Genomic DNA, 22,533 nt, shown 5'->3' on the forward strand with positions numbered 1-22,533 from the left:
ACGATGCCGGCCGGGCCGGCAGCGCTGTCACAGCTTGTGCTTTTCCTTGGCGTCCACCTCGATGGTGCCCTTGTCCGTCACTTGCGATGGCGGCGGGGTCGGCGTGGCGCCGCCGGCCTTCTGCTCGTCTTCGTTCTTGACGCCGTCCTTGAAACCCTTGACGGCCTTGCCCAGGTCGGAACCGATATTGCCCAGTTTTTTCGTGCCGAAGACCAGCATGATGACGACGAGGACGATCAGCCAGTGCCAGATGCTCATGGAACCCATAATTTTCTCCTTGCAGGGCACGCAGCCCGAATCCGTGTAATCGAGACAGTATAAGCGATCGCGCGATGTCATGTGCCTGTCATTAACGTCCAGAAAAGGCTGGTTCCGGACGACCATTTCGCGCAGATGACCGCACGATGGCGGGCGTTAGTGCATGCCGCGCCATGGCCGCGGGCCGCCGTACATATGCATGTGCATGTGATAGACCACCTGGCCGCCATCCGGGCCGCTGTTGATGAGGGTCTTGTAGCCGCGCGTGGGCGCGCCGGCGGCGTCATACACCACCGAGATGCCGTGCTCCTCGGCCAGCCGGGGCGCCAGCGCCAGCATCTTGCCCAGGATGGCGACATGGCTGCCGTCGCAGTCGGACAAGGTGGCGATGTGCTGCTTCGGAATGATCAGCAGGTGCACCGGGGCGGCGGGGTTGATGTCCTTGAAGGCCAGCAGTTCCTCGTCCTCGTACACGACGGCGGCGGGGATTTGCTTGGCAGCGATCTTACAAAACAGGCAGTTGTCCACGTTCGATCCTTGTCGCAATTGATTCATGGCGCGTCCGGGCGCGCGGCTTTTTCGTCGATGCCGGAGATGCCTTCGCGGCGGGCCAGCTCGTCCAGCACCTGCTGCGGCGTCAGGTCGAACTGCGCCAGCAGCACCAGCGAGTGGAACCACAGGTCGGCGCATTCGTACAGCACCTTGCCGGCGTCGCCGGCGGCGCGGGCGTCCTTGGCGGCCATCACCAGCTCGGTGGCTTCCTCGCCGATCTTCTTCAGGATGGCGTCGTCCCCTTTCGAGAACAGTTTCGACACATACGAGGTTGCGGGGTCGCCGCCGTTGGCCAGCTTGCGCGACTCGATGGTGGCGCCGACGCGGTCGAGTATCGTCATTTCTTCTTTTCCGTATAAATGGTGCCGGGGTCCTTCAGGACGGGCTCCGCGTCCTGCCAGTCGCCGTTCGGCGCATCGCCGTCGAATTTATGGAAGAAGCAGGAGTGGCGGCCCGTGTGGCAGGCGATGCCGCCGGCCTGCTCGACCTTCAGCAGCACGACGTCTTCGTCGCAGTCGAGGCGGATTTCCAGCACCTTCTGCACGTGGCCGGACTCCTCGCCCTTGTGCCACAGCTTCTTGCGCGAACGGCTCCAGTACACGGCCTCGCCCAGTTCCACGGTTTTATACAGCGCGTCGCGGTTCATCCAGGCGAACATCAGCACGTCGTTGCTGCCCGCTTCCTGGGCGATCACGGGCACGAGGCCATGCTCGTCCCACTTCACACGGTTCAGCCATTTTGCCTTGGCTACGCTAGGCGTCGTCGTCGGGATACTCATAGGATTGTCCTGCTCAAGCCAGCCGCATCGGGATGCCCTGCTGCGCCATGAAGCGCTTGGCTTCCTGCACCGTGTGCTGGCCGTAGTGGAAGATGCTGGCCGCCAGCACCGCGTCCGCGCGGCCCTTGATGATACCGTCGGCCAGGTCCTGCAGGCCGCCCACGCCGCCCGAGGCGATCACGGGCACGCTGACGGCATCGGACACGGCGCGCGTCAGTTCCAGGTCGAAGCCGGACTTGGTGCCGTCGCGGTCCATGCTGGTCAGCAGCAGCTCGCCGGCGCCCATCGCTTCCATCTTGCGGGCCCACTCGACGGCGTCCAGGCCGGTAGCCTTGCGCCCGCCGTGCGTGAACACTTCCCATTTGCCGGGCGCGACCTGCTTGGCATCGATGGCGACGATGATGCACTGCGAGCCGTGCTTCTGCGACGCGTCGTGCACCAGTTGCGGGTTGCTGACGGCCGACGTGTTCAGGCTGATCTTGTCGGCACCGGCGTTGAGCAGGCGGCGCACATCGCCCACCTCGCGCACGCCGCCGCCCACCGTCAGCGGAATGAAGACCTGGGACGCCACGGCCTCGATGATGTCGAGGATCAGGCCGCGGTTGTCGCTCGATGCCGTGATGTCGAGGAAGGTCAGCTCGTCGGCGCCCTGCTCGTCGTAGCGGCGGGCGATTTCCACCGGGTCGCCGGCGTCGCGCAGCTCGGTGAAGTTGACGCCCTTGACGACGCGCCCGTTGGTCACGTCCAGGCAGGGGATGATGCGTTTGGCCAGCATATCAGTCTTCGCTCAGTTCGCCGGACAGCTCGTCGGCGCGCAGCTGCGCTTCGTTCAGGTTGATCGTGCCTTCGTAGATCGAGCGGCCGCAGATGACGCCTTCGATGCCTTCGTCCTGCACGGCGCACAGCGCTTCCACGTCGGCCAGGTTGTGCAGGCCGCCGGAGGCGATGATGGGAATACGCACGGCCTGGGCCAGGCGCACGGTCGCTTCGATGTTGACGCCGCCCATCATGCCGTCGCGGCCGATGTCGGTGTAGACGATCGATTCGACGCCGTACTGTTCGAATTTTTGCGCCAGGTCGATCACTTCGTGGCCGGACATCTTGCTCCAGCCGTCGGTGGCGACCTTGCCGTCCTTGGCGTCCAGGCCGACGATGATGCTGCCCGGGAAGGCGCCGCAAGCGTCGTGCAGGAAGCCGGGATTCTTCACGGCGGCCGTGCCGACGATGATGTAGGTAATGCCGTCGTCCAGGTAGCGCTCGATGGTGTCGAGGTCGCGGATGCCGCCGCCCAGCTGGACGGGAATCTCGTCGATATCGTGCTCGGCCGCGAATTCCTGCACCGTCTTCAGGATCGCCTTGACGGCGCCTTCGTTCTTCGGCTTGCCGGCAAAGGCGCCGTTCAGGTCGACCAGGTGCAGCCGGCGGGCGCCCTGCTCCAGCCAATGACGGGCCATCGCGCCCGGATCGTCGGAAAATACAGTGGCGAGTTCCATATCGCCCTGTTTGAGGCGAACGCAGTGACCGTCCTTGAGGTCGATGGCAGGAATGAGCAGCATGGCTTTATCAGTTAGGTTGGATGAGTGGGTGTGAAACCGCTTAGGGATTCCAGTGCACGAAATTCTTGTACAGCTGCAGGCCCGCCGCCGCGCTTTTCTCGGGGTGGAACTGGGTGGCAACGATATTGTCCCGGGCGACGGCGCAGCAGAACGATGCACCATACACGGTTTCGCCGATGCTGTGTGCGCTCTGTTCGGGCTGCACGTGGTAGCTGTGCACGAAGTAGAAATAGGCGTCGTCGGCGATGCCTTGCCAGATCGGGTGGGGCGACGTCTGGCGCACCTGGTTCCAGCCCATCTGCGGCACCTTGAAGCGCGAGCCGTCTTCCTGCAACTGGCCGTCCAGGCGGAAGCGCACGATCTTGCCCGGAAGCAGGTTCAAGCCTTCGCCGCCCTCCTCGCTTTCGCCGAACAGCATCTGCTCGCCGATGCACACGCCCAGCAGGGGCTTGCTGGCGGCGGCGCGGCGCAGCGCCTCCTCGATGCCTGCTTCGCGCAGGCTCTTCATGCAGTCGCGCATGGCGCCCTGGCCCGGCAGCACGAGGCGGTCGGCGTTCTCGATGGCGGCGGCTTCGCCGGAAATGACGATGTCCGCCTCCGGCGCGACCGCCCGCAGGGCCTGCGCGACGGAGCGCAGATTGCCCATGCCGTAGTCAACTACAACGATTTTTTTCATTAGCTGGCCCGGTGAGTGGAATTACAGGCTTCCCTTGGTCGACGGGATCGTGCCTGCCGCGCGTTCGTCGCGCTCGACGGCCATGCGCAGGGCGCGGCCGAAGGCCTTGAACACGGTTTCGCACTGGTGGTGGGCATTGGTGCCGCGCAGGTTATCGATGTGCAGGGTGATGCCGGCGTGGTTGACGAAGCCGCGGAAGAATTCCAGGGTCAGGTCGACGTCGAAGGTGCCGATCATCGCGCGCGTGAACGGGATGTGGTACTCGATGCCGGGCCGGCCCGAGAAATCGATGACGACGCGCGACAGCGCTTCATCCAGCGGCACATAGGCGTGGCCGTAGCGGCGGATGCCCTTGCGGTCGCCGATGGCCTTGGCCACGGCCATGCCCAGGGTGATGCCGACATCTTCCACCGTGTGGTGGTTGTCGATATGGGTGTCGCCCGTGGCCTGGATGTCCAGGTCGATCAGGCCGTGGCGGGCGATCTGGTCCAGCATATGGTCCAGGAAGGGCACGCCCGTGTTGAGGGACTGCGCGCCGGTGCCGTCCAGGTTCAGGGCGACGCGGATCTGCGTTTCGTTGGTGTTGCGCGTAACTTCGGCGCTGCGTTCTGCAAGGGTGGTCATGGGAAGGCTCAGGATATGGATCAGTCCGCCAACGACGCTTTCAGGGCGTCGAGGAAAGCGGCGTTTTCTTCCGGCGTGCTGACGGTGATACGCAGGCAGTTCGTCAGCACACTGTGCATTTTACTCAAATTTTTAATCAAAATTTTATGGGCCAGCAGTTTCGTATGGGTAGTGTCGGCATCCGCCACACGGATCAGGATGAAATTGGCGGCCGACGGGTACACCGTGACCCCCGGCAGCGCGGCCAGCGCCTGGCTCAGCTCGGTGCGCTGCTGCCGCAGCAGCGCGGCCTGCTCGTTCAGGATGTCGAGATGGTCGAGCGCGAACTCGGCCGCCGCCTGCGTCATCACGTTGACGTTGTAGGGCGGCCGCACCTTGTCGAACTCGGCCAGCAGCGCGGGCGCGGCCGACATATAGCCGAGCCGGATACCGGCCAGGCCCAGCTTCGACAAGGTGCGCATGACGATCAGGTTGTCGAACTCGGGCAGGCGCGGCATGAAGCTCTGCTGTGCGAACGGCTCGTAGGCCTCGTCCAGCACGGCCAGGCCCGTGTCGCCCAGGGCGGCCAGGATCTGTTCGACCGCGGCCGTGTCGAACAGGTTCCCCGTCGGGTTGTTCGGGTAGGCCAGGAACACCAGGGCCGGCTTGTGCTCGGCAATGGCGGCCAGCATGGCGGGCAGGTCCAGCGAAAAATCGTCGTTCAGCGGCACGCCGACGAAGTCCATGCCGGCGAACTGGGCCGAGCGCTGGAACATGACGAAGGCGGGCACGGGCGCCAGCAGCACGGCGCGGCGGTCCTGGCGGGCGCAGGCGGTGGCCATGATGGAGATGAGCTCGTCGGAACCATTGCCCAACAACACGTCGTAGCCGGCCGGCACGCCCAGGCTGGCGGCAATGCGCCGCCTCAGGCCGTCGTACGACGGCGGATAGCGGTTGATCGCCACGTCGGCCAGGCGCTGGCCCAGTTCCTGGCGCAGTGCCTGGTGCAGGTGGTAGGGGTTTTCCATGGCGTCGAGCTTGATGTAGCCGCTCGGGTCCTGCACATGGTAGCTCTTGACCTCGCGGACGTCGGGTCGGATGGTGTTGCCAATCAGGCTTTCCAGGGACATTCTTTACTCCAGGATAGTTTCGGTGGTGTCGGCTTTGCGGGCTTTGACTTTGCTTGCGGCCTTGGTCTTCGGCTTGGGCTCCGGCACGACACCGTGCGCCAGCGCCGCCAGCCGCTCGGCCGTCACGCGGCAGTACTCCGCATTGAGCTCGAAGCCGACGAAATGCCGGCCGCTGCGCCGCGCCGCCACGGCGGTGGTGCCGCTGCCCATGAACAGGTCCAGCACCACGCCGTCGGGCGGGCAGGACGCCTTGATCATGCGCTCGATGATTTCCAGGGGCTTCTGGGTCGGGTGATCGACCCGCTCGGAATGCTCCTTGTGCAGGCGCGATACGCTCCACAGATCCTTCGGGTTGTAACCCATTTCCAGCCACTTGGCGCCGACGAAGATCGAGCGCGAACGGGCCTTCTTGGTCGCGGCGTCGTACGGGATGCGCACGGCGTCGAGGTCGAAATAGTAGTCCTTGCGGCGCACGAAAAAACCGATCGTGTCGTGCACCGACGAGAAGCTGCGCACGCTGCCGCCCATCGACGGTACGCGGCGGTCCCAGATAATCTCGTTCATCATCGTCATGCGCTTTTTCAGCATCACGAAGATCTCCGGCGAGAAGCGCCACGTCAGGAAAATATACAGGCTGCCGTTGGCCTTGAGCTTGGGCAGCGCCGCATCGATCCACCGCTCGGTCCAGGCCAGGTACTCTTCCACCGACTGCTGGTCCGAAGCGTTGCCGTAATCCTTGCCCAGGTTGTAGGGCGGGTCCGTCAGGATCAGGTCGATGCTGCCATCCGGGATGCGGGACAGCCCCTGCAGGGCGTCTTCGCAGTGGACCTGGTCCAGCCAGGAGGCTGGACCGGCGGCGTCAGTCTTCATTCTTCAGCCGCAGCTCGGCGCTGCGCGCGTGCGCCTGCAGCCCCTCGCCATATGCCAGTTCGGCGGCGATCTTGCCCAGGGTCTGGGCCCCTGCTTCGCTGACCTGGATGATGGACGAGCGCTTCTGGAAGTCGTACACCCCCAGCGGCGACGAGAAGCGCGCCGTGCGCGACGTCGGCAGCACGTGGTTCGGGCCGCAGCAGTAGTCGCCCAGCGATTCGGACGAGAAGCGGCCCAGGAACATGGCGCCCGCGTGGCGGATCTGGTCGGCCCACTGCTGCGGGTTCTCCGCCGAGATTTCCAGGTGTTCGGCGGCGATGCTGTTGGCGATCGCGCAGGCCTCGGCCATGTCGCGTACCTTGATCAATGCGCCCCGGTCCGTCAGCGACGTCGTGATGGTTTCCTGGCGCGGCATCGTCGGCAGCAGCCTGGCGATCGATGCTTCCACCCGGGCGATATAGTCCGCGTCGGGGCACAGCAAGATGGCCTGGGCCAGTTCGTCGTGCTCGGCCTGCGAGAACAGGTCCATGGCGACCCAGTCCGGATCGGTGGTGCCGTCGCAGATGACGAGGATTTCCGACGGGCCGGCGATCATGTCGATGCCGACGGTGCCGAATACGCGGCGCTTGGCGGCGGCCACGTAGGCATTGCCGGGGCCGACGATCTTGTCGACAGGCTGGATCGTTTCGGTGCCGTAGGCCAGCGCCGCCACGGCCTGGGCGCCGCCGATGCCGATCACGCGGTCGACGCCGGCAATGGCGGCAGCGGCCAGCACCATCTGGTTGCGCACGCCGTCCGGCGTGGGCACGACCATGACGATCTCGCCGACGCCGGCCACCTTGGCCGGCACGGCGTTCATCAGCACCGACGACGGATATGCCGCCTTGCCGCCCGGGACGTAGATGCCGACCCGGTCCAGCGGCGTGATGCGCTGGCCCAGCACGGTGCCGTCAGCCTCGGTGTACGTGAAACCCTGCAGCTCCTGCTTCTGGCGCTCGTGGAAGACGCGGATGCGCTCGGCCGCCACCTGCAGGGCCGCGCGCCGCGCTTCGGGCAGCGCGGCCAGCGCCGCGTCCAGTTCCGCCTGGCCGATCTCGAAGGCCGCCATGTCCTGCGCGCCGCCGTTCGGGATGCGGTCGAACTTGTTCGTGTAGTCGAGCACCGCCTCGTCGCCCCGGCCGCGCACCTGCGCGATGATCTCCGTGACGGCGTGTTCGATGGCGGTATCGGTATCGGCTTCGAAGGCCAGCAGGTTGTCCAGCGTTTCCTGGAAATCGATGGCGGCGGAGTCGAGTTTGCGGATCTGGATCATGGTAATTGGTGATTTAGGCGGCTTGGGAGGCCCGTTCGAAGGCCTCGATAATCGGTTGCAGGCGGGCGCGCTTCAGTTTCAGCGCGGCCTGGTTGACGACGAGGCGCGACGAGATCTCCATGATCTCCTCGACCTCGACGAGGTTGTTGGCGCGCAGCGTGCTGCCGGTGCTGACCAGGTCGACAATGGCATCGGACAGGCCCACCAGCGGCGCCAGCTCCATCGAGCCGTACAGCTTGATCAGGTCGACGTGCACGCCCTTCTTGGCGAAGTGCTGGCGGGCCATCTCGGTGAACTTGGTGGCCACGCGCAGGCGCGCACCCTGGCGCACGGCCGTTTCGTAGTCGAAGCCGGCCTTGACCGCCACCGACATGCGGCACTTGGCGATGTTCAGGTCGACCGGCTGGTACAGCCCCTCGCCGCCATGCTCGAACAGCACGTCCTTGCCGGCGACGCCGAAGTCCGCCGCGCCGTACTGCACATAGGTCGGCACGTCGGTGGCGCGCACGATCAGCACGCGCACGTGCGGGTCGTTGGTGGGCAGGATCAGCTTGCGCGAGGTTTCCGGGTTTTCCGTGACGGTGATGCCGGCCGCGGCCAGCAGCGGCAAGGTGTCGTCGAAGATCCGGCCCTTCGACAGGGCCAGGATCAGCTGGGAAGAATCGGTGGCGGTGATGGGATTCATGGGGCGTTTACTTGATGCGGGTGATGTTGGCGCCGACGGCGGACAGTTTCACTTCCATGCGGTCGTAGCCGCGATCGAGGTGATAGATGCGGTCGATCAGCGTTTCGCCCTTGGCCGCCAGGCCGGCGATCACCAGCGAGGCCGAGGCGCGCAGGTCGGTGGCCATCACGGGCGCGCCGATCAGCTGCTGCACGCCGCGGATGGTGGCCGTATTGCCGTCGGTCTGGATGGCCGCGCCCAGGCGGTTCATCTCCTGCACGTGCATGAAGCGGTTCTCGAAGATGGTTTCCTGCACCGTGCTGCTGCCGTCGGCGATGGTGTTGACGGCCATGAACTGCGCCTGCATGTCGGTCGGGAAGCCTGGGTATTCGGTGGTGCTGAAGCTCACCGGCGTCGGGCGCGCATCCATCTGGGCGCGAATCCACGTGTCGCCCACGGTCAGGCGCAGGCCCATCTCGCGCAGCTTTTCCAGCGCCGCGTCCATGATGTCCACGCGCGTATTGCGGATCGTGATGTCGCCGCCGGCGGCCGCCACGGCGCACAGGAAGGTGGCTGCCTCGATGCGGTCGGAAATCACGGTATGGGCCGCGCCGTGCAGCGACGACACGCCCTGGATCACCAGGCGGTGGGTGCCGATGCCGTCGATCTTCGCGCCCATGGCCACCAGCAGGTTGGCCAGGTCCGTCACTTCCGGTTCGCAGGCGGCGTTGTCCAGCACCGTCTCGCCATCGGCCAGGGTGGCGGCCATCAGCAGGTTTTCCGTGCCGGTCACCGTGATCATGTCGGTGACGACGCGGGTGCCCTTCAGTTTTTTCGCCTTGGCGTAGATGTAGCCGGCGTCGATCGAGATGTCCGCACCCAGTGCCTGCAGGCCCTTGATGTGCTGGTCGACGGGGCGCGAGCCGATGGCGCAGCCGCCCGGCAGCGACACCTTCGCTTCGCCGAAGCGGGCCAGCAGGGGGCCCAGCACGAGGATCGACGCGCGCATCGTCTTGACCAGTTCATACGGCGCTTCCAGCTTGTTGATGGCCGAACCGTTCATGACGACCTTGTCGCCATTCTGTTCAATGGCCAGGCCGGTCTGGCGCAAGAGTTTCAACATCGTCGCCACGTCGTGCAGGTTCGGCACGTTCGACAGTTCCAGGTCGCCGGCCGTCAGCAGGCCAGCGCACAGGATCGGCAGCGCCGCGTTCTTGGCGCCGGAAATCTGGATGTCGCCGACCAGGCGCTTGCCGCCGGTAATGAGCAGTTTGTCCATGCAGGTCTCCTTAGCCTTGGTATTCTTCGGGGGTCAGCGTCTTCATCGACAGCGCGTGGATTTCCTCGCGCATGCGGTCGCCCAGGGCCGCGTACACCAGCTGGTGGCGCTGGATCGGGCGCTTGCCGGCAAACGCGGGCGAGACGATGATGGCCTGGAAGTGCTGGCCGTCGCCTTCCACTTGCAGGTGGGTGCATTCGAGGCCGGCGGCGATGTAGCCGTGGATTGCTTCTGGGGTCGTGGTCATGATGGTTCCTAGATTACTGGGTGCCTTAGTGGCGAAGACGATAGCCGCTGCGCAGCAGACGAATGGCCAGCAGCGCCAGTACCACCAGGAAGGCGGAGACGATGGCGAGGCTGGTCCAGGGATTGATGTCGGACTGGCCGAAGAAGCCGTAGCGGAAGCCGTCGATCATGTAGAAGAACGGGTTCAGGTGCGAGACGGTCAGCCAGAACGGTGGCAAGGAGTGAATCGAATAGAACACGCCGGACAGGAAGGTCAACGGCATGATCAGGAAGTTCTGGAAGGCGGCCAGCTGGTCGAATTTTTCGGCCCAGATGCCGGCGATCAGGCCCATGGTGCCGAGGATGGCGGCGCCCAGCAGCGCGAATGCGGCGATCCACAGGGGCCACTCGAAGCTCATGTTGGCGAACCACGCGGTGACGATGAACACGCCCGCGCCGACGGTGATGCCGCGTACCATGGCGGCGATCGTGTAGGCCGAGAAGATCTCCCAGTGCGACAGGGGCGTGAGCAGCACGAACACGAGGTTGCCCGTGATTTTCGACTGGATCAGCGATGAGCTGGAATTGGCGAAGGCATTTTGCAGCACGCTCATCATCACCAGGCCCGGAATCAGGAAGGCCGTGTAACTGACACCGGGATAAACCGTGACGCGCCCTTCCAGCACGTGGCCGAAGATCAGCAGGTACAGCATGGCCGTCAGGATGGGCGCGGCCACCGTCTGCGTCGCCACCTTGTAGAAGCGCAGCGTTTCCTTGTACACCAGGGTGCGAAAGCCCGTGGAACCGATCATCACAGTGCTCCCTTGTCCATGATTTGCAGGAAAATGTCTTCCAGGTCGGCCTGCTGCAGCTGCATCTCGTCGATGACGACGCCGGCCGCGCGCAGGCGCGCCAGGATCTGCTCCACCTCGGAATAATCGTTGATGCGCAGGCTGTACTTGCGGCCGGTCTCGGCGCTTTCCGGGTGCGTGACGAGGTGGCGCATGTCCTCCGGCAGGTCGCCCTGCTTCATGTGAACGATCAGCTGCGAGCCGGAGATGCGGCGGATCAGCGCGGACATCGTGTCCAGCGCGACCACCTTGCCCGACTTGAGCATGGCCACGCGCTTGCACATGGCCTGGGCTTCTTCCAGGTAGTGGGTGGTCAGCACCACCGTGTGGCCTTCGCAGTTCAGGCGCGAGATGAACTTCCACAAGGTCTGGCGCAGTTCGACGTCGACGCCGGCGGTGGGTTCGTCCAGCACGATCACGGGCGGCTTGTGCACCAGGGCCTGCGCCACCAGCACGCGGCGCTTCATGCCGCCGGACAGGGCGCGCATATTGGTGTCGGCCTTGTTGGTCAGGTCGAGGTTGTGCATCACCTCGTCGATCCACTTGTCGTTGTTGGGCAGCCCGAAGTAGCCCGATTGCAGGCGCAAGGTCTCGCGCACCGTGAAGAAGGGATCGAACACCAGCTCCTGCGGCACCACGCCCAGCTTCTTGCGGGCGGCGCGGAAGTCGCCCGTCACTTCGTGGCCGTGGATCTTCACCGTGCCGCTATCGGCCCGGATCAGGCCCGCGATGATGGAGATCAGGGTGGTCTTGCCGGCGCCGTTGGGCCCCAGCAGGCCGAAAAACTCGCCTTGCTCGATCGAGAGCGACACGCCGCCCAGTGCCTGGAGCGATTTGTAGCGCTTCTCGACATTGCTGATTTCGATTGCTGTCATGCCTGGTTTGTCTTTGATTGGACGGTCTGGATAGGACGTGGTTCGAACATGCGACCGTTGCCGTTGACGGCCAACAGGCCGGGGAAGCGGACACCGTGGCCCTGTTGGCAACGGTAACGGTCAATTATATTGGAATTTCGGTCAGACTATGACGGCCCCGGCAAAAGCACCGGCGCCGACGGGGGCGGGGGTTCAGGCGGGGGTCAATGATGGTGCAGTTCGGCCGGCGTCGAAACGTCGCGGGCCGTTTGGTCGCACAGCTCGGGCGAGACCAGTTCGCAGACACCATACAGCTTGGTGAGGCTGCGCAGCATCGCGGGCAGGTGCACCAGTTCCAGGCGGATGCCGGCGGCAGCAGCGGCGCGCTGCCAGGCCAGCATCACCGACACGGCTGCCGAATCGACCGCCACCACATTGCGCAGGTCGAACACGTTCTGGCCCGCGGCGATCGCGGCCAGGCCATGCTCCAGCGCGGCCGTGGCGTTATCCACGGTCAGTGCGGTCAGGGACAACATGTTGTTGGCGGAATCGGCCATGTCGGATCGGGGTTCGAAAAAACTTGGGCATGACAACAATGTCATGCCCCGAATTCTACAGCATTACGGAAATTACTTCTTGGCGGTGGCCAGCGGCTTGCTTGCCAGCTGCTTGTTCTTCGCGGCCAGGGTCTTGATCAGGCCATCGATGCCGCCCTTGCTGATTTCCGTGTTGAAGGTGCCCTTGTAGGTTTCCACCAGCCAGGCGCCCAGCACGTTGATGTCATAGATCTTCCAGCCGGCCGGAGTCTTGGCCACGCGGTAGTTCAGCAGCACCGGTTCGCCACGGGCCACGTTCACCTGCGAACGCACTTCCACTTCCGCATCGGCCGGATCGGCGCGCAGCGGCTTGAACTCGATGGTTTCGTTACGCACCTGCGACAGGGCGCCCGAGTACGTGAAGATGAGCAAGGTGCGGAATTCCGTCGACAGCTGGCGCTTCTGTTCCGGCGTCGCTTCGCGCCAGTAACGGCCGGCGGCCAGGGCCGTCATGCGTTCGAAATCGACGTACGGCAGGATCTTCGTCTCGACCAGGTCCATGACCTTCTTGGTGTTGCCGGCCTGGATATCCTTGTCGTTCTTGGCCGTGTCCAGCACTTCCGAGCTGATGCGCTTGACCAGGGCGTCCGGTGCCTCGTTGGCGGCCGGTGCGGCAATGGCGCTCGTGGCGAAGGCCACGGCGGCGACGGCGATGATTTGCTTGATGAATTTCATGTGTCGGTTTTACCTATCAATGGGGTTGGCGATGGGGTGCGATGCCGCTTACTGCTTGCCCGGCTCGTTGCCGGCCCCGGCAGGATTGACGGCCGGCTGGTCCGGCACGTTTTCTTCCTTGTCGGTCTGGCGCGGCACGTCGCCGTCGTAGACCTGGCTTTGGCGGCGCTGCAGGTAGCCGTCGCGGATGAATTCGTAGCGGTCCAGGGCGGCGTCTTCCAGCAGCGACGACGCATCCAGCAGCGCAGCACGCTGATCCACTACGCGGGTAACGGAACCGATGTTGCGCACGTTGACAGGATCTTTGTAACGCCATATGTCAGCCGACATGTCCAGCGGCAGGCCGACCGTGTCGCGCAGGGTCGACGGGCCCAGCAGCGGCAGCATCACGTAGGGGCCCGATTGCACGCCCCACTTGCCCATCGTCTGGCCGAAGTCTTCCTTGTGCTTGGGCAGGCCCGCTTCGGAAGCGATGTCCAGCACGCCCAACAGGCCGAACGTGGAGTTCAGCGCCACGCGCATGACGTCCGACATGCCTTCCGCACCCTTGCCTTGCAGCAGGTTGTTGGCGGCGGTCCAGACATCGCCCAGGTTACCGAAGAAGTTCGACACGCCCGTCTGCACGAAGCTCGGGGTGACGTTCTTGTAGCCGGTGGCGACCGGTTTCAATGCATATTGGTCGACGGTGTCGTTGAACTTGAACACGCCGCGGTTCCACGTTTCCATGGGGTCGCGTTTATCGGGACCGACGGCACAGCCGGACAGGGCGGCAGCGGCGGCCAGCGCCAGCAGAACGGAGGTATTGCGGCTCATCAGTTGGAGTCCTTTCCTTCAGCGGCTTTGCTGTAAATAAATTGGTTGATCAGGTCTTCCAGCACGGCGGCGGACTGGGTGCGGGCGATCTTGTCGCCGGCCACCAGGTTCTTCTCGTCGCCACCGGCTTCGATACCGATGTACTGCTCGCCCAGCAAGCCCGAGGTGAGGATCTTGGCCGAGCTATCTTTGGGAAACTTGTATGTCTCGTCCATCTCCAAGGTCACGGCAGCCTTGTACGATTTGTCGTCAAAGGCAATTTTCGCCACCCGGCCAACGACGACGCCGGAGGCCTTGACTGCCGCCTGCGGCCGCAGGCTGCCGACGTTGTCGAACTTCGCCGTCACTTCGTACGTCTTGGCCAGCGAGAACGAACTGCTGTTACCAGCCTTTAAAGCAAGGAACATCAGCGCGGCGACACCAATTACGATGAACAGACCGACCCAGACATCCAGAGATTTGCGTTGCATAAAACTTATCCTATAGGTTTTTACCGAACCGCGCTGAGCGGTAGCGCACACACTTATTGTATTTTTGAATGATTTTTCAGCGGCTGAACATTAGTGCCGTCAACATGAAGTCGAGCCACCAGATCATCAGCGAGGACACCACCACCGTGCGGGTGGTGGCGCCGGCTACGTCTTCCGGTGTCGGCCGCGCTTCATATCCCTGGTACAGGGCGATGAACATGATGGCGATACCAAAGACGACGCTCTTGACGAAGCCGTTGAAGACATCCTTCCACAGGTCGACGCCGGCCTGCATCTGCGACCAGAAGGCACCGGCGTCGACGCCGATCAGCTTGACGCCCACCAGGTAGCCGCCGAAGATGCCGACGGCACTGAAGATCGATGCCAGCAGTGGTACGGCGACAACACCGGCCCAGAAACGGGGCGCCAGCACGCGCTGGATGGGGTTCACCGCCATCATTTCCATGGCCGACAGCTGCTCGCCCGCCTTCATCAGGCCGATCTCGGCCGTCAGCGACGTGCCGGCACGGCCGGCGAACAGCAGCGCCGTGATGACCGGCCCCAGTTCGCGCGTCAGGCCCAGGGCCACGAGCAGGCCGAGCGACTCGGAGGCGCCGTACTTGGTCAGCGTGTAATACCCCTGCAGGCCCAGCACCATGCCCACGAACAGGCCGGACAGGGTGATGATGAGCAGCGAGTAGTTGCCGATGAAGTGCAGTTGCTCGACGACAAGGCGGGGGCGGCGCCACAGGCCGCCCGACAGGCCGATCATCGTGAAGAAAACGCGGGTGGCGTAGCCCAGGCTTTCGACGTAGTCGCGTACGGTATTGCCGATATCGGCCAGCAGGCGGCGGCCGATCATGCGCGCGCTCCCAGGCCCAGGTCTTCGGCCAGCGACTTGCCGGGATAGTGGAACGGCACGGGGCCGTCAGCCTCGGCGTGCACGAACTGTTTTACATAGGGGTCGGTCGATACCATCATGTCCGCTGGGGTGCCGTGGGCAACGATCTTGCCTTGCGACAGGAAATACACATAGTCGGCGATCGTGAAGGATTCCTTCACATCGTGCGACACGAGGATGCTGGTCGAGCCGAGCGCATCGTTCAGGTTGCGGATCAGGTTGGCGGTGACACCCATCGAGATGGGGTCCAGGCCGGCGAAGGGCTCGTCATACATGATCAGTTGCGGGTCCAGGGCGATGGAGCGGGCCAGCGCGACCCGACGCGCCATGCCGCCGGAAATCTCGCCCGGCTTCATGCGCGCGGCATTGCGCAGGCCGACGGCATGCAATTTCATCAGCACGAGGTCGCGGATCAGCTCTTCCGGTAAATCCGTATGCTCACGCAAGGGGAAGGCGACATTCTCGAATACGGTCAGGTCGGTAAACAGGGCGCCGTGCTGGAACAGCATGCCCATTTTGCGGCGCAGCAGGTACAGGTCAGAGGTCTTGAGCTGGTGGACCACCTGCCCATCGACGCTGACCTGCCCCGTTTTCGGGCGGATCTGGCCGCCGATCAGGCGCAGCACGGTCGTCTTGCCGCTGCCGGAGCCGCCCATGACGGCCACCACTTTCCCTTTGGGGAAATCCATATGGAGCCCGGCCAGGATGGCCCGCTTCCCATATGAAAAGTGCAAATCACGGATCTCTACGAGGTTCGGCACGGCATAAACTCTTTATTTTTAATGCCATATTCTAATGCAGAAAAGCAAAAGTCTGCTGAGCAGCCCCCGGAAGAGGCAGAAATGGCCAACGTGAAGAGGCGAATGATACAGTATTAATAACTATTAAGTCAGCAATTTACATTTAGCAAATCTTGTTAATTTGCTGCAAGGCAGCATTGCCAAGAAAATGGGGACAGACCCCATTTTCCAGGAAATGTTTCCCGAAAAAGGGGGTCTGTCCCCATTTTTGAAGCAATGTTGCGGGCCGTTAGCGCGGCAGGACCGATTCGCCCATCAGGAACTCATCGACGGCGCGGGCGCACTGGCGGCCTTCGCGGATGGCCCAGACCACCAGCGACTGGCCGCGGCGGATGTCGCCCGCAGCAAAGACGCCTGGCTGGTTGGTGTGGTAGCAGCCGTCGCCGTCCGTCGTGGCGCGGGCGTTGCCGCGGCCGTCCTTGTCGACACCGAAGGCGTCCAGCACCTGCTGCACGGGCGAGACGAAGCCCATGGCCAGCAGCACCAGGTCGGCCTTCATCTCGAATTCCGAGTTCGGCACTTCCTGCATCTTGCCGTCTTTCCACTCGACGCGGCAGGCCACCAGCTTCTCGACCTTGCCGTTCTTGCCTTCCAGGCGCTTGGTGGCGACGGCCCAGTCGCGCTCGCAGCCTTCCTCGTGCGAGGACGACGTGCGCAGCTTGGTCGGCCAGTATGGCCACACCATCGGCTTGTTTTCCTGCTCCGGCGGCATCGGCATCAGTTCGAACTGCGTGATGCTGGCCGCGCCGTGGCGGTTCGACGTGCCGACGCAGTCCGAGCCCGTGTCGCCGCCGCCGATGACGACGACGTGCTTGCCGGTGGCCTTGATCTGGTCCTTCACCTTGTCACCAGCGTTGACCTTGTTCTGCAGCGGCAGGAAGTCCATCGCGAAATGCACGCCCTTCAGCTCGCGGCCCGGCACGGGCAGGTCGCGCGGCTGCTCGGCACCGCCGGCAATCACGACGGCATCGAATTCCTTCCGCAGGTCCTCGGGGAAGATGGTTTCCTTCGCCCAGTTGTTGACGGTGGCGGGGAAATCCTTGCCGACCAGGGTCGACAGGCGGAACTTGACGCCTTCCGCTTCCATCTGCTCGATGCGGCGGTCGATATGGAACTTCTCCAGCTTGAAGTCGGGAATGCCGTAGCGCAGCAGGCCGCCGGCGCGGTCCGATTTCTCGAACACCGTCACGTCGTGGCCGGCACGGGCCAGCTGTTGCGCGGCCGCCAGGCCGGCAGGACCGGAGCCAACCACGGCCACGCTCTTGCCCGTCTTGCGTTCCGGCAGCTGCGGCTTGACCCAGCCGTGTTCCCAGCCTTCGTCGATGATCTTGTGCTCGATCGACTTGATGCCCACCGGCGCATCGCCGATGCCCAGGGTACAGGCGCTTTCGCACGGGGCCGGGCAGATGCGGCCCGTGAACTCGGGGAAGTTGTTGGTCGAATGCAGCACGTCCAGGGCGGCCCGGTAGTGCTGGCGGTAGACCAGGTCATTCCAGTCCGGAATGATGTTATTGACGGGGCAGCCCGTGTTGCAGAACGGGATGCCGCAGTCCATGCAGCGCGCGCCCTGGATCTTGGCCTGCTCGTCCGTCAGCTTCAGGACGAATTCCTTGTAATTCTTGACGCGGGACTCCGCTGGCAGGTAGCTCTCTTCCTGACGCTGGAATTCCATGAAACCGGTGATCTTGCCCATTATCTTTATCCTTCCTTACGCGGCGATGGCCTGGGTTTCCGCTTCGATGGCGGCGTTGTCGGCCAGTTCCACCAGTGCGCGCTTGTATTCGTTCGGGAACACCTTGACGAACTTGCCACGGCTCTCTCCCCACGTGTCCAGCAACAGGCGGGCGCGGGTGCTGCCCGTGTGCTTGAAGTGACGCTCGATCAGGCGCTTCAGGATCGCTTCGTCCGCTTCCGGCGTGCCGTTGCGGTGCTGGGCGTGCCAGGTCGACTTGTCGACATGCTGTTCGGCCGCCGGCAGCACTTCTTCCAGGCTGACCATCGACAGGTTGCAGCGCTTTTCGAAGTCGCCGTCCGGGTCGTACACGTAGGCGATGCCGCCCGACATGCCCGCCGCGAAGTTGCGGCCGGTGGCGCCCAGCACGACGACGGTGCCGCCCGTCATGTATTCGCAGCCATGGTCGCCCAGGCCTTCGACGACGGCCGTGGCGCCGGAGTTACGCACGGCGAAACGCTCGCCGGCCACGCCGTTGAAGAAGGCTTCGCCGGCAATCGCGCCGTACAGCACGGTGTTGCCGATAATGATGTTGTTGACGGCCCAGCCACGGAACTCCGTGTTCGGCCGCACGATGATGCGGCCACCGGACAGGCCCTTGCCGACGTAGTCGTTGCCTTCGCCGACCAGGTCGATCGTGATGCCGTGTGCCAGGAAGGCGCAGGCGGACTGGCCGGCCGTGCCCTGCAGCTGGATGTGGATGGTGTCGTCCGGCAGGCCGGCGTGACCGTAGCGCTTGGCCACTTCACCGGACAGCATGGCGCCCACGGTGCGGTTCAGGTTCTTCACCGGCGAGATGAACGACACGCGTTCGCCCTTCTCCAGCGCGGCCTTGGCCTGCGCGATCAGCTTGTGATCGAGCGCCTTTTCCAGGCCGTGTTCCTGTTCCTCGTTGTGGTACATGCACAGGCCTTCGTTGACCTTCGGCTGGTAGAAGATGGCCGAGAAGTCCAGGCCCTGCGCCTTCCAGTGCGTGACAGCCTTCGACTTGTCCAGCAGGTCGGCGCGGCCGATCAGCTCGTCGTACGTGCGGATGCCCAGCTGCGCCATCAGCTGGCGCGCTTCCTCGGCGACGAAGAAGAAGTAGTTGACGACATGTTCCGGCTTGCCCTGGAACTTGGCGCGCAGTTCCGGGTCCTGCGTGGCCACGCCCACCGGGCAGGTGTTCAGGTGGCACTTACGCATCATGATGCAGCCTTCCACCACCAGCGGTGCCGTCGCGAAGCCGATCTCGTCGGCGCCCAGCATGGCGGCGATGACGACGTCGCGGCCCGTACGCATCTGGCCGTCGGCCTGGACACGAATCCGGTTGCGCAGGCCGTTCAGCACCAGCGTCTGCTGCGTCTCGGCCAGGCCCAGCTCCCACGGCGTGCCGGCGTGCTTCACCGACGACAGCGGCGAGGCGCCCGTGCCGCCGTCATGGCCGGCGACAACGACGTGGTCCGCTTTCGCCTTCGACACACCGGCGGCGACGGTGCCGATACCCACTTCGGACACCAGCTTCACGGAAATCGAGGCGCGCGGGTTGACGTTCTTCAGGTCGTGGATCAGCTGCGCCAGATCCTCGATCGAGTAGATGTCATGGTGCGGCGGCGGCGAGATCAGGCCGACTCCGGGCACGGCAAAGCGCAAGGTGGCGATGTAGCCGGACACCTTATGGCCCGGCAGCTGGCCGCCCTCGCCCGGCTTGGCGCCCTGCGCCATCTTGATCTGGATCTGGTCGGCCGAGTTCAGGTACTCCGCCGTCACGCCGAAGCGGCCGGACGCCACCTGCTTGATGCGCGAACGCAGCGAATCGCCTTCCTGCAAGGGGATGTCGACCACCACCTGGTCCTTGCCGATGACGGAGGCCATCGTCGCGCCCTGCTTGATGGGGATGCCCTTCAGTTCGTTGACGAAGCGGTTCGGATCTTCGCCGCCCTCGCCCGTGTTCGACTTGCCGCCGATGCGGTTCATCGCAATGGCCAGGGTCGCGTGCGCTTCCGTGGAGATGGAGCCCATCGACATGGCGCCCGTGGCGAAGCGCTTGACGATTTCCTTGGCCGGTTCCACTTCGTCCAGCGGGATGGCTTTCGTCGGGTCGATCTTGAACTCGAACAGGCCGCGCAGCGTCAGGTGACGGCGGCTCTGGTCGTTGATGATCTGCGCGTATTCCTTATAGGTGCTGAAGTTGTTGGCGCGGGTCGAGTGCTGCAGCTTCGCAATGGCGTCCGGCGTCCACAGGTGGTCTTCGCCGCGCACGCGGTAGGCGTATTCGCCACCGGCGTCCAGGCTTTCGGCCAGCACGGGGTCCTTGCCGAAGGCCAGGTTATGCAGGCGCATGGCTTCTTCCGCCACTTCAAAGAGGCCAATGCCTTCCACGTTCGACGCCGTGCCCTTGAAGTACTTGTCGACCACCGACTTGTTCAGGCCGATCGCCTCGAAGATCTGGGCGCCGCAGTAGGACATGTACGTCGAAATGCCCATCTTCGACATCACCTTCAGCAGGCCCTTGCCGATGGCCTTCGTGAAGTTGTAGATGGCCTGTTCCGGCGTGACGTTGTTCGGCAGCGCGTGGGCCAGCTCGGCCAGGGTTTCCATGGCCAGGTACGGGTGCACGGCTTCGGCGCCGTAGCCGGCGAGCAGCGCGAAGTGGTGCGTCTCGCGGGCCGAACCCGTTTCCACGACGAGGCCGGTGGAGGCGCGCAGGCCCTTGCTGACCAGGTGCTGGTGGATGGCCGACGTGGCCAGCAGCGCGGGGATGGCGACGCGGTCGGCGCAGACGGCGCGGTCGGACACGATCAGGATGTTGTGGCCGGACTTGATGGCATCGACCGCTTCCGCGCACAGCGAGGCCAGCGACGCTTCCACGCCTTCCTTGCCCCAGGCCAGCGGGTAGCAGATCGACAGCTCGTAGGACTTGAACTTGCCGCCCGTGTGGCCGCTGATGTGGCGCAGGCGCTCCATGTCGTCGAACGACAGCACCGGCTGCGACACTTCCAGGCGCATCGGCGGGTTGACGTTGTTCGTGTCCAGGAGGTTCGGCTTCGGACCGATGAACGACACCAGCGACATCACCATCGCTTCGCGGATCGGGTCGATCGGCGGGTTCGTCACCTGGGCGAACAGCTGCTTGAAGTAGTTGTACAGGGGTTTCAACTTGTTGGACATGACGGCCAGCGGCGAGTCATTGCCCATCGAGCCGATGGCTTCCTCGCCGGCCGTTGCCATGGGCGCCAGCAGGAAGCGCAGGTCTTCCTGGGTGTAGCCGAAGGCCTGCTGGCGGTCCAGCAGGGCGGCCGGCTGCTTCTCGCCCTGGGCCGTGCTGCCGTACTTGGCGACGTTGTGCTTCAGCTGGCTTTCCGACAGCTTCAGTGCGTTCAGCTTGATGCGCACGGCATTGATCCACGCCTTGTACGGCTTGGCGTTGGCGTAGGTGTCCTTCAGTTCCTTGTCGTCGATGATGCGGCCAGCTTCCAGGTCGATCAGGAACATCTTGCCCGGCTGCAGGCGCCATTTCTGGATGATCTTCGATTCCGGAATCGGCAGCACGCCCGATTCGGAGGCCATCACGACCAGGTCGTCGTCGGTGACGATGTAGCGCGCAGGCCGCAATCCATTCCTGTCCAGCGTGCCGCCGATATAGCGGCCGTCCGTGAAGGCCATGGCGGCCGGGCCGTCCCATGGTTCCATCATGGCCGCGTGATATTCGTAGAAGGCCTTGCGGTTGTCGTCCATCGTCGTGTGGTTTTCCCACGCTTCCGGAATCATCATCATCATCGCCTGGGCCAGCGGATAGCCCGCCATCAGCAGCAGTTCCAGCGCGTTGTCGAAGCAGGCCGTGTCGGACTGGCCTTCGTAGATCAGCGGGAACAGCTTTTGCAGGTCGTCGCCCAGCACGGCCGACTTCATCACGCCTTCGCGGGCGCGCATCCAGTTGAAGTTGCCCTTGACGGTGTTGATCTCGCCGTTGTGGGCGATCAGGCGGTATGGGTGGGCCAGTGGCCACTCGGGGAAGGTATTGGTCGAGAAACGCTGGTGCACCAGCGCCAGCGCGGACACGCAGCGGGCATCCTGCAGGTCTTTATAGTAGACGCCGACCTGGTCGGCCAGCAGCAGGCCCTTGTAGACGACGGTGCGGGCCGACATCGACGTGACGAAGAATTCCTTGCCGTGCAACAGCTTCAGCGCCTGGATGGCGTGGCCGGACGACTTGCGGATCACATACAGTTTGCGCTCGAGCGCATCGGTGACCATGATGTCCGGGCCGCGGCCGATGAAGATCTGGCGAATGACCGGTTCTTTCGCGCGCACCAACGGCGACATCGGCATCTCGCTGTCGGTCGGCACATTGCGCCAGCCCAGCACGACCTGGCCTTCGAGACGCACGGCGCGCTCGATTTCCTGTTCGCAGGCGATGCGCGATGCATGCTCCTTCGGCAGGAACACCATGCCCACGCCGTATTCGCCCGGTGGCGGCAGCTCGACGCCCTGGCGCGCCATTTCGTCGCGGTAGAACTGGTCCGGAATCTGGATCAGGATACCGGCACCGTCGCCCATCAGCTTGTCGGCGCCCACGGCGCCCCGGTGATCGAGGTTCTTCAGGATCAACAGACCCTGCTCGACGATGGAATGGCTCTTGTTGCCTTTGATGTGAGCGACGAAACCGACGCCGCACGCATCGTGCTCGTTGGCTGGGTTGTACAAACCTTGCGCGTTCATGGGACTCTCCGAAGCAGGGCTGCCGGACCAGGGTGCCGACATGCCAATTTTTGCAATGAAAAATCAGAGTAGTGCAACGCACAAAAAAACTCAACAGAAACAATTAGGGTCGGAGTCAAATTAAATTAAACTTTACTCGGCCAAATTTTAAATAGGGACAGAGTCATTTCGTTACCAAAAAAATGGGGACAGACCCCATTTTTCCGGAAACATTGCGCTCTGCTCGCATTAATGCCT

General features: G+C 63.9%; 24 protein-coding genes. All 24 read right to left on the reverse strand.

Features of this window, described 5'->3' with window-relative positions; all coding sequences use genetic code 11:
• Positions 1–27: 27 nt before the first annotated feature.
• The 24 genes from tatA to GM672_RS00560 all read right to left on the reverse strand — a co-directional run bounded on the left by tatA (position 28) and on the right by GM672_RS00560 (position 22,296).
• Positions 28–267 carry a Sec-independent protein translocase subunit TatA gene (gene tatA / locus GM672_RS00445; RefSeq protein WP_155468551.1) on the reverse strand — a complete coding sequence of 80 codons (240 nt, stop codon included), beginning with the start codon at positions 265–267 and terminating at the stop codon, positions 28–30.
• A gap of 147 nt (positions 268–414) precedes the next feature.
• Positions 415–786 carry a histidine triad nucleotide-binding protein gene (locus GM672_RS00450; RefSeq protein WP_170299881.1) on the reverse strand — a complete coding sequence of 124 codons (372 nt, stop codon included), beginning with the start codon at positions 784–786 and terminating at the stop codon, positions 415–417.
• 23 nt (positions 787–809) lie between these two features.
• Entirely contained in the window at positions 810–1,151 is a 342-nt protein-coding gene (locus GM672_RS00455; protein WP_155468553.1) for a phosphoribosyl-ATP diphosphatase, read from the reverse strand.
• The gene (gene hisI / locus GM672_RS00460; protein WP_155468554.1) at positions 1,148–1,588 is read right to left on the reverse strand and encodes a phosphoribosyl-AMP cyclohydrolase; all 441 of its coding nucleotides are present in this window, start codon (positions 1,586–1,588) and stop codon (positions 1,148–1,150) included. The genes GM672_RS00455 and hisI overlap by 4 nt, the downstream gene beginning before the upstream one ends.
• A 13-nt stretch (positions 1,589–1,601) precedes the next feature.
• Positions 1,602–2,363 (reverse strand): imidazole glycerol phosphate synthase subunit HisF, encoded by a 762-nt coding sequence (hisF, locus tag GM672_RS00465; RefSeq protein WP_155468555.1) that lies wholly within the window; start codon positions 2,361–2,363, stop codon positions 1,602–1,604.
• 1 nt (position 2,364) lies between these two features.
• Positions 2,365–3,144, reverse strand: coding sequence for a 1-(5-phosphoribosyl)-5-[(5-phosphoribosylamino)methylideneamino]imidazole-4-carboxamide isomerase (hisA, locus tag GM672_RS00470; protein ID WP_155468556.1), 780 nt, complete (start codon positions 3,142–3,144; stop codon positions 2,365–2,367).
• Between the two features lie 40 nt (positions 3,145–3,184).
• Positions 3,185–3,820: an imidazole glycerol phosphate synthase subunit HisH gene (gene hisH, locus GM672_RS00475; RefSeq protein ID WP_155468557.1), complete on the reverse strand. Its 636-nt coding sequence runs from the start codon at positions 3,818–3,820 to the stop codon at positions 3,185–3,187.
• Positions 3,821–3,841: 21 nt separating this feature from the next.
• Positions 3,842–4,444 carry an imidazoleglycerol-phosphate dehydratase HisB gene (gene hisB, locus GM672_RS00480; RefSeq protein ID WP_155468558.1) on the reverse strand — a complete coding sequence of 201 codons (603 nt, stop codon included), beginning with the start codon at positions 4,442–4,444 and terminating at the stop codon, positions 3,842–3,844.
• A gap of 20 nt (positions 4,445–4,464) precedes the next feature.
• Positions 4,465–5,553: a histidinol-phosphate transaminase gene (gene hisC / locus GM672_RS00485; protein ID WP_155468559.1), complete on the reverse strand. Its 1,089-nt coding sequence runs from the start codon at positions 5,551–5,553 to the stop codon at positions 4,465–4,467.
• A 3-nt stretch (positions 5,554–5,556) separates the two neighbouring features.
• Positions 5,557–6,423, reverse strand: coding sequence for a DNA-methyltransferase (locus GM672_RS00490; protein ID WP_155468560.1), 867 nt, complete (start codon positions 6,421–6,423; stop codon positions 5,557–5,559).
• Complete coding sequence (gene hisD / locus GM672_RS00495) at positions 6,413–7,735, reverse strand: histidinol dehydrogenase (protein ID WP_155468561.1); 1,323 nt, start codon at positions 7,733–7,735, stop codon at positions 6,413–6,415. The genes GM672_RS00490 and hisD overlap by 11 nt, the downstream gene beginning before the upstream one ends.
• A 13-nt stretch (positions 7,736–7,748) precedes the next feature.
• Positions 7,749–8,420 (reverse strand): ATP phosphoribosyltransferase, encoded by a 672-nt coding sequence (gene hisG / locus GM672_RS00500; RefSeq protein WP_155468562.1) that lies wholly within the window; start codon positions 8,418–8,420, stop codon positions 7,749–7,751.
• Positions 8,421–8,427: 7 nt separating this feature from the next.
• Positions 8,428–9,678 carry a UDP-N-acetylglucosamine 1-carboxyvinyltransferase gene (murA, locus tag GM672_RS00505; RefSeq protein ID WP_155468563.1) on the reverse strand — a complete coding sequence of 417 codons (1,251 nt, stop codon included), beginning with the start codon at positions 9,676–9,678 and terminating at the stop codon, positions 8,428–8,430.
• 10 nt (positions 9,679–9,688) lie between these two features.
• Positions 9,689–9,925, reverse strand: coding sequence for a BolA family protein (locus tag GM672_RS00510; RefSeq protein ID WP_155468564.1), 237 nt, complete (start codon positions 9,923–9,925; stop codon positions 9,689–9,691).
• 25 nt (positions 9,926–9,950) lie between these two features.
• Positions 9,951–10,715 (reverse strand): ABC transporter permease, encoded by a 765-nt coding sequence (locus GM672_RS00515; protein WP_155468565.1) that lies wholly within the window; start codon positions 10,713–10,715, stop codon positions 9,951–9,953.
• The gene (locus GM672_RS00520; protein WP_155468566.1) at positions 10,715–11,629 is read right to left on the reverse strand and encodes an ABC transporter ATP-binding protein; all 915 of its coding nucleotides are present in this window, start codon (positions 11,627–11,629) and stop codon (positions 10,715–10,717) included. The genes GM672_RS00515 and GM672_RS00520 overlap by 1 nt, the downstream gene beginning before the upstream one ends.
• A gap of 203 nt (positions 11,630–11,832) precedes the next feature.
• Complete coding sequence (locus GM672_RS00525; protein ID WP_155468567.1) at positions 11,833–12,165, reverse strand: STAS domain-containing protein; 333 nt, start codon at positions 12,163–12,165, stop codon at positions 11,833–11,835.
• Positions 12,166–12,237: 72 nt separating this feature from the next.
• Entirely contained in the window at positions 12,238–12,879 is a 642-nt protein-coding gene (locus GM672_RS00530) for an MlaC/ttg2D family ABC transporter substrate-binding protein (protein ID WP_155468568.1), read from the reverse strand.
• 48 nt (positions 12,880–12,927) lie between these two features.
• Positions 12,928–13,692 (reverse strand): MlaA family lipoprotein, encoded by a 765-nt coding sequence (locus tag GM672_RS00535; RefSeq protein WP_155468569.1) that lies wholly within the window; start codon positions 13,690–13,692, stop codon positions 12,928–12,930.
• Entirely contained in the window at positions 13,692–14,162 is a 471-nt protein-coding gene (gene mlaD / locus GM672_RS00540; protein ID WP_155468570.1) for an outer membrane lipid asymmetry maintenance protein MlaD, read from the reverse strand. The genes GM672_RS00535 and mlaD overlap by 1 nt, the downstream gene beginning before the upstream one ends.
• A 76-nt stretch (positions 14,163–14,238) precedes the next feature.
• Positions 14,239–15,024 (reverse strand): lipid asymmetry maintenance ABC transporter permease subunit MlaE, encoded by a 786-nt coding sequence (mlaE, locus tag GM672_RS00545; protein ID WP_155468571.1) that lies wholly within the window; start codon positions 15,022–15,024, stop codon positions 14,239–14,241.
• Positions 15,021–15,824, reverse strand: a complete 804-nt coding sequence (locus GM672_RS00550) for an ABC transporter ATP-binding protein (RefSeq protein ID WP_170299877.1) — start codon at positions 15,822–15,824, stop codon at positions 15,021–15,023. The genes mlaE and GM672_RS00550 overlap by 4 nt, the downstream gene beginning before the upstream one ends.
• Before the next feature lie 268 nt (positions 15,825–16,092).
• Positions 16,093–17,556 carry a glutamate synthase subunit beta gene (locus tag GM672_RS00555; protein WP_155468572.1) on the reverse strand — a complete coding sequence of 488 codons (1,464 nt, stop codon included), beginning with the start codon at positions 17,554–17,556 and terminating at the stop codon, positions 16,093–16,095.
• A 15-nt stretch (positions 17,557–17,571) separates the two neighbouring features.
• Complete coding sequence (locus GM672_RS00560) at positions 17,572–22,296, reverse strand: glutamate synthase-related protein (protein WP_155468573.1); 4,725 nt, start codon at positions 22,294–22,296, stop codon at positions 17,572–17,574.
• Positions 22,297–22,533 lie beyond the last annotated feature (237 nt).

Source organism: Pseudoduganella buxea (assembly GCF_009720835.1).
Taxonomy (GTDB): Bacteria; Pseudomonadota; Gammaproteobacteria; order Burkholderiales; family Burkholderiaceae_D; genus Rugamonas; species Rugamonas buxea.

Excerpts from the sequence above, each read along its gene's own strand:
- GM672_RS00490 (WP_155468560.1), bottom strand. The coding sequence starts at position 6,423 with ATGAAGACTGACGCCGCCGGTCCAGCCTCCTGGCTGGACCAGGTCCAC.
- hisI (WP_155468554.1), bottom strand. The coding sequence starts at position 1,588 with ATGAGTATCCCGACGACGACGCCTAGCGTAGCCAAGGCAAAATGGCTG.
- hisC (WP_155468559.1), bottom strand. The coding sequence starts at position 5,553 with ATGTCCCTGGAAAGCCTGATTGGCAACACCATCCGACCCGACGTCCGC.
- hisD (WP_155468561.1), bottom strand. The coding sequence starts at position 7,735 with ATGATCCAGATCCGCAAACTCGACTCCGCCGCCATCGATTTCCAGGAA.
- tatA (WP_155468551.1), bottom strand. The coding sequence starts at position 267 with ATGGGTTCCATGAGCATCTGGCACTGGCTGATCGTCCTCGTCGTCATC.
- GM672_RS00455 (WP_155468553.1), bottom strand. The coding sequence starts at position 1,151 with ATGACGATACTCGACCGCGTCGGCGCCACCATCGAGTCGCGCAAGCTG.
- GM672_RS00510 (WP_155468564.1), bottom strand. The coding sequence starts at position 9,925 with ATGACCACGACCCCAGAAGCAATCCACGGCTACATCGCCGCCGGCCTC.
- GM672_RS00555 (WP_155468572.1), bottom strand. The coding sequence starts at position 17,556 with ATGGGCAAGATCACCGGTTTCATGGAATTCCAGCGTCAGGAAGAGAGC.
- GM672_RS00535 (WP_155468569.1), bottom strand. The coding sequence starts at position 13,692 with ATGAGCCGCAATACCTCCGTTCTGCTGGCGCTGGCCGCCGCTGCCGCC.
- GM672_RS00560 (WP_155468573.1), bottom strand. The coding sequence starts at position 22,296 with ATGAACGCGCAAGGTTTGTACAACCCAGCCAACGAGCACGATGCGTGC.
- hisF (WP_155468555.1), bottom strand. The coding sequence starts at position 2,363 with ATGCTGGCCAAACGCATCATCCCCTGCCTGGACGTGACCAACGGGCGC.
- GM672_RS00525 (WP_155468567.1), bottom strand. The coding sequence starts at position 12,165 with ATGGCCGATTCCGCCAACAACATGTTGTCCCTGACCGCACTGACCGTG.
- hisH (WP_155468557.1), bottom strand. The coding sequence starts at position 3,820 with ATGAAAAAAATCGTTGTAGTTGACTACGGCATGGGCAATCTGCGCTCC.
- hisA (WP_155468556.1), bottom strand. The coding sequence starts at position 3,144 with ATGCTGCTCATTCCTGCCATCGACCTCAAGGACGGTCACTGCGTTCGC.
- hisG (WP_155468562.1), bottom strand. The coding sequence starts at position 8,420 with ATGAATCCCATCACCGCCACCGATTCTTCCCAGCTGATCCTGGCCCTG.
- hisB (WP_155468558.1), bottom strand. The coding sequence starts at position 4,444 with ATGACCACCCTTGCAGAACGCAGCGCCGAAGTTACGCGCAACACCAAC.
- murA (WP_155468563.1), bottom strand. The coding sequence starts at position 9,678 with ATGGACAAACTGCTCATTACCGGCGGCAAGCGCCTGGTCGGCGACATC.
- GM672_RS00515 (WP_155468565.1), bottom strand. The coding sequence starts at position 10,715 with ATGATCGGTTCCACGGGCTTTCGCACCCTGGTGTACAAGGAAACGCTG.
- GM672_RS00530 (WP_155468568.1), bottom strand. The coding sequence starts at position 12,879 with ATGAAATTCATCAAGCAAATCATCGCCGTCGCCGCCGTGGCCTTCGCC.
- mlaD (WP_155468570.1), bottom strand. The coding sequence starts at position 14,162 with ATGCAACGCAAATCTCTGGATGTCTGGGTCGGTCTGTTCATCGTAATT.
- mlaE (WP_155468571.1), bottom strand. The coding sequence starts at position 15,024 with ATGATCGGCCGCCGCCTGCTGGCCGATATCGGCAATACCGTACGCGAC.
- GM672_RS00520 (WP_155468566.1), bottom strand. The coding sequence starts at position 11,629 with ATGACAGCAATCGAAATCAGCAATGTCGAGAAGCGCTACAAATCGCTC.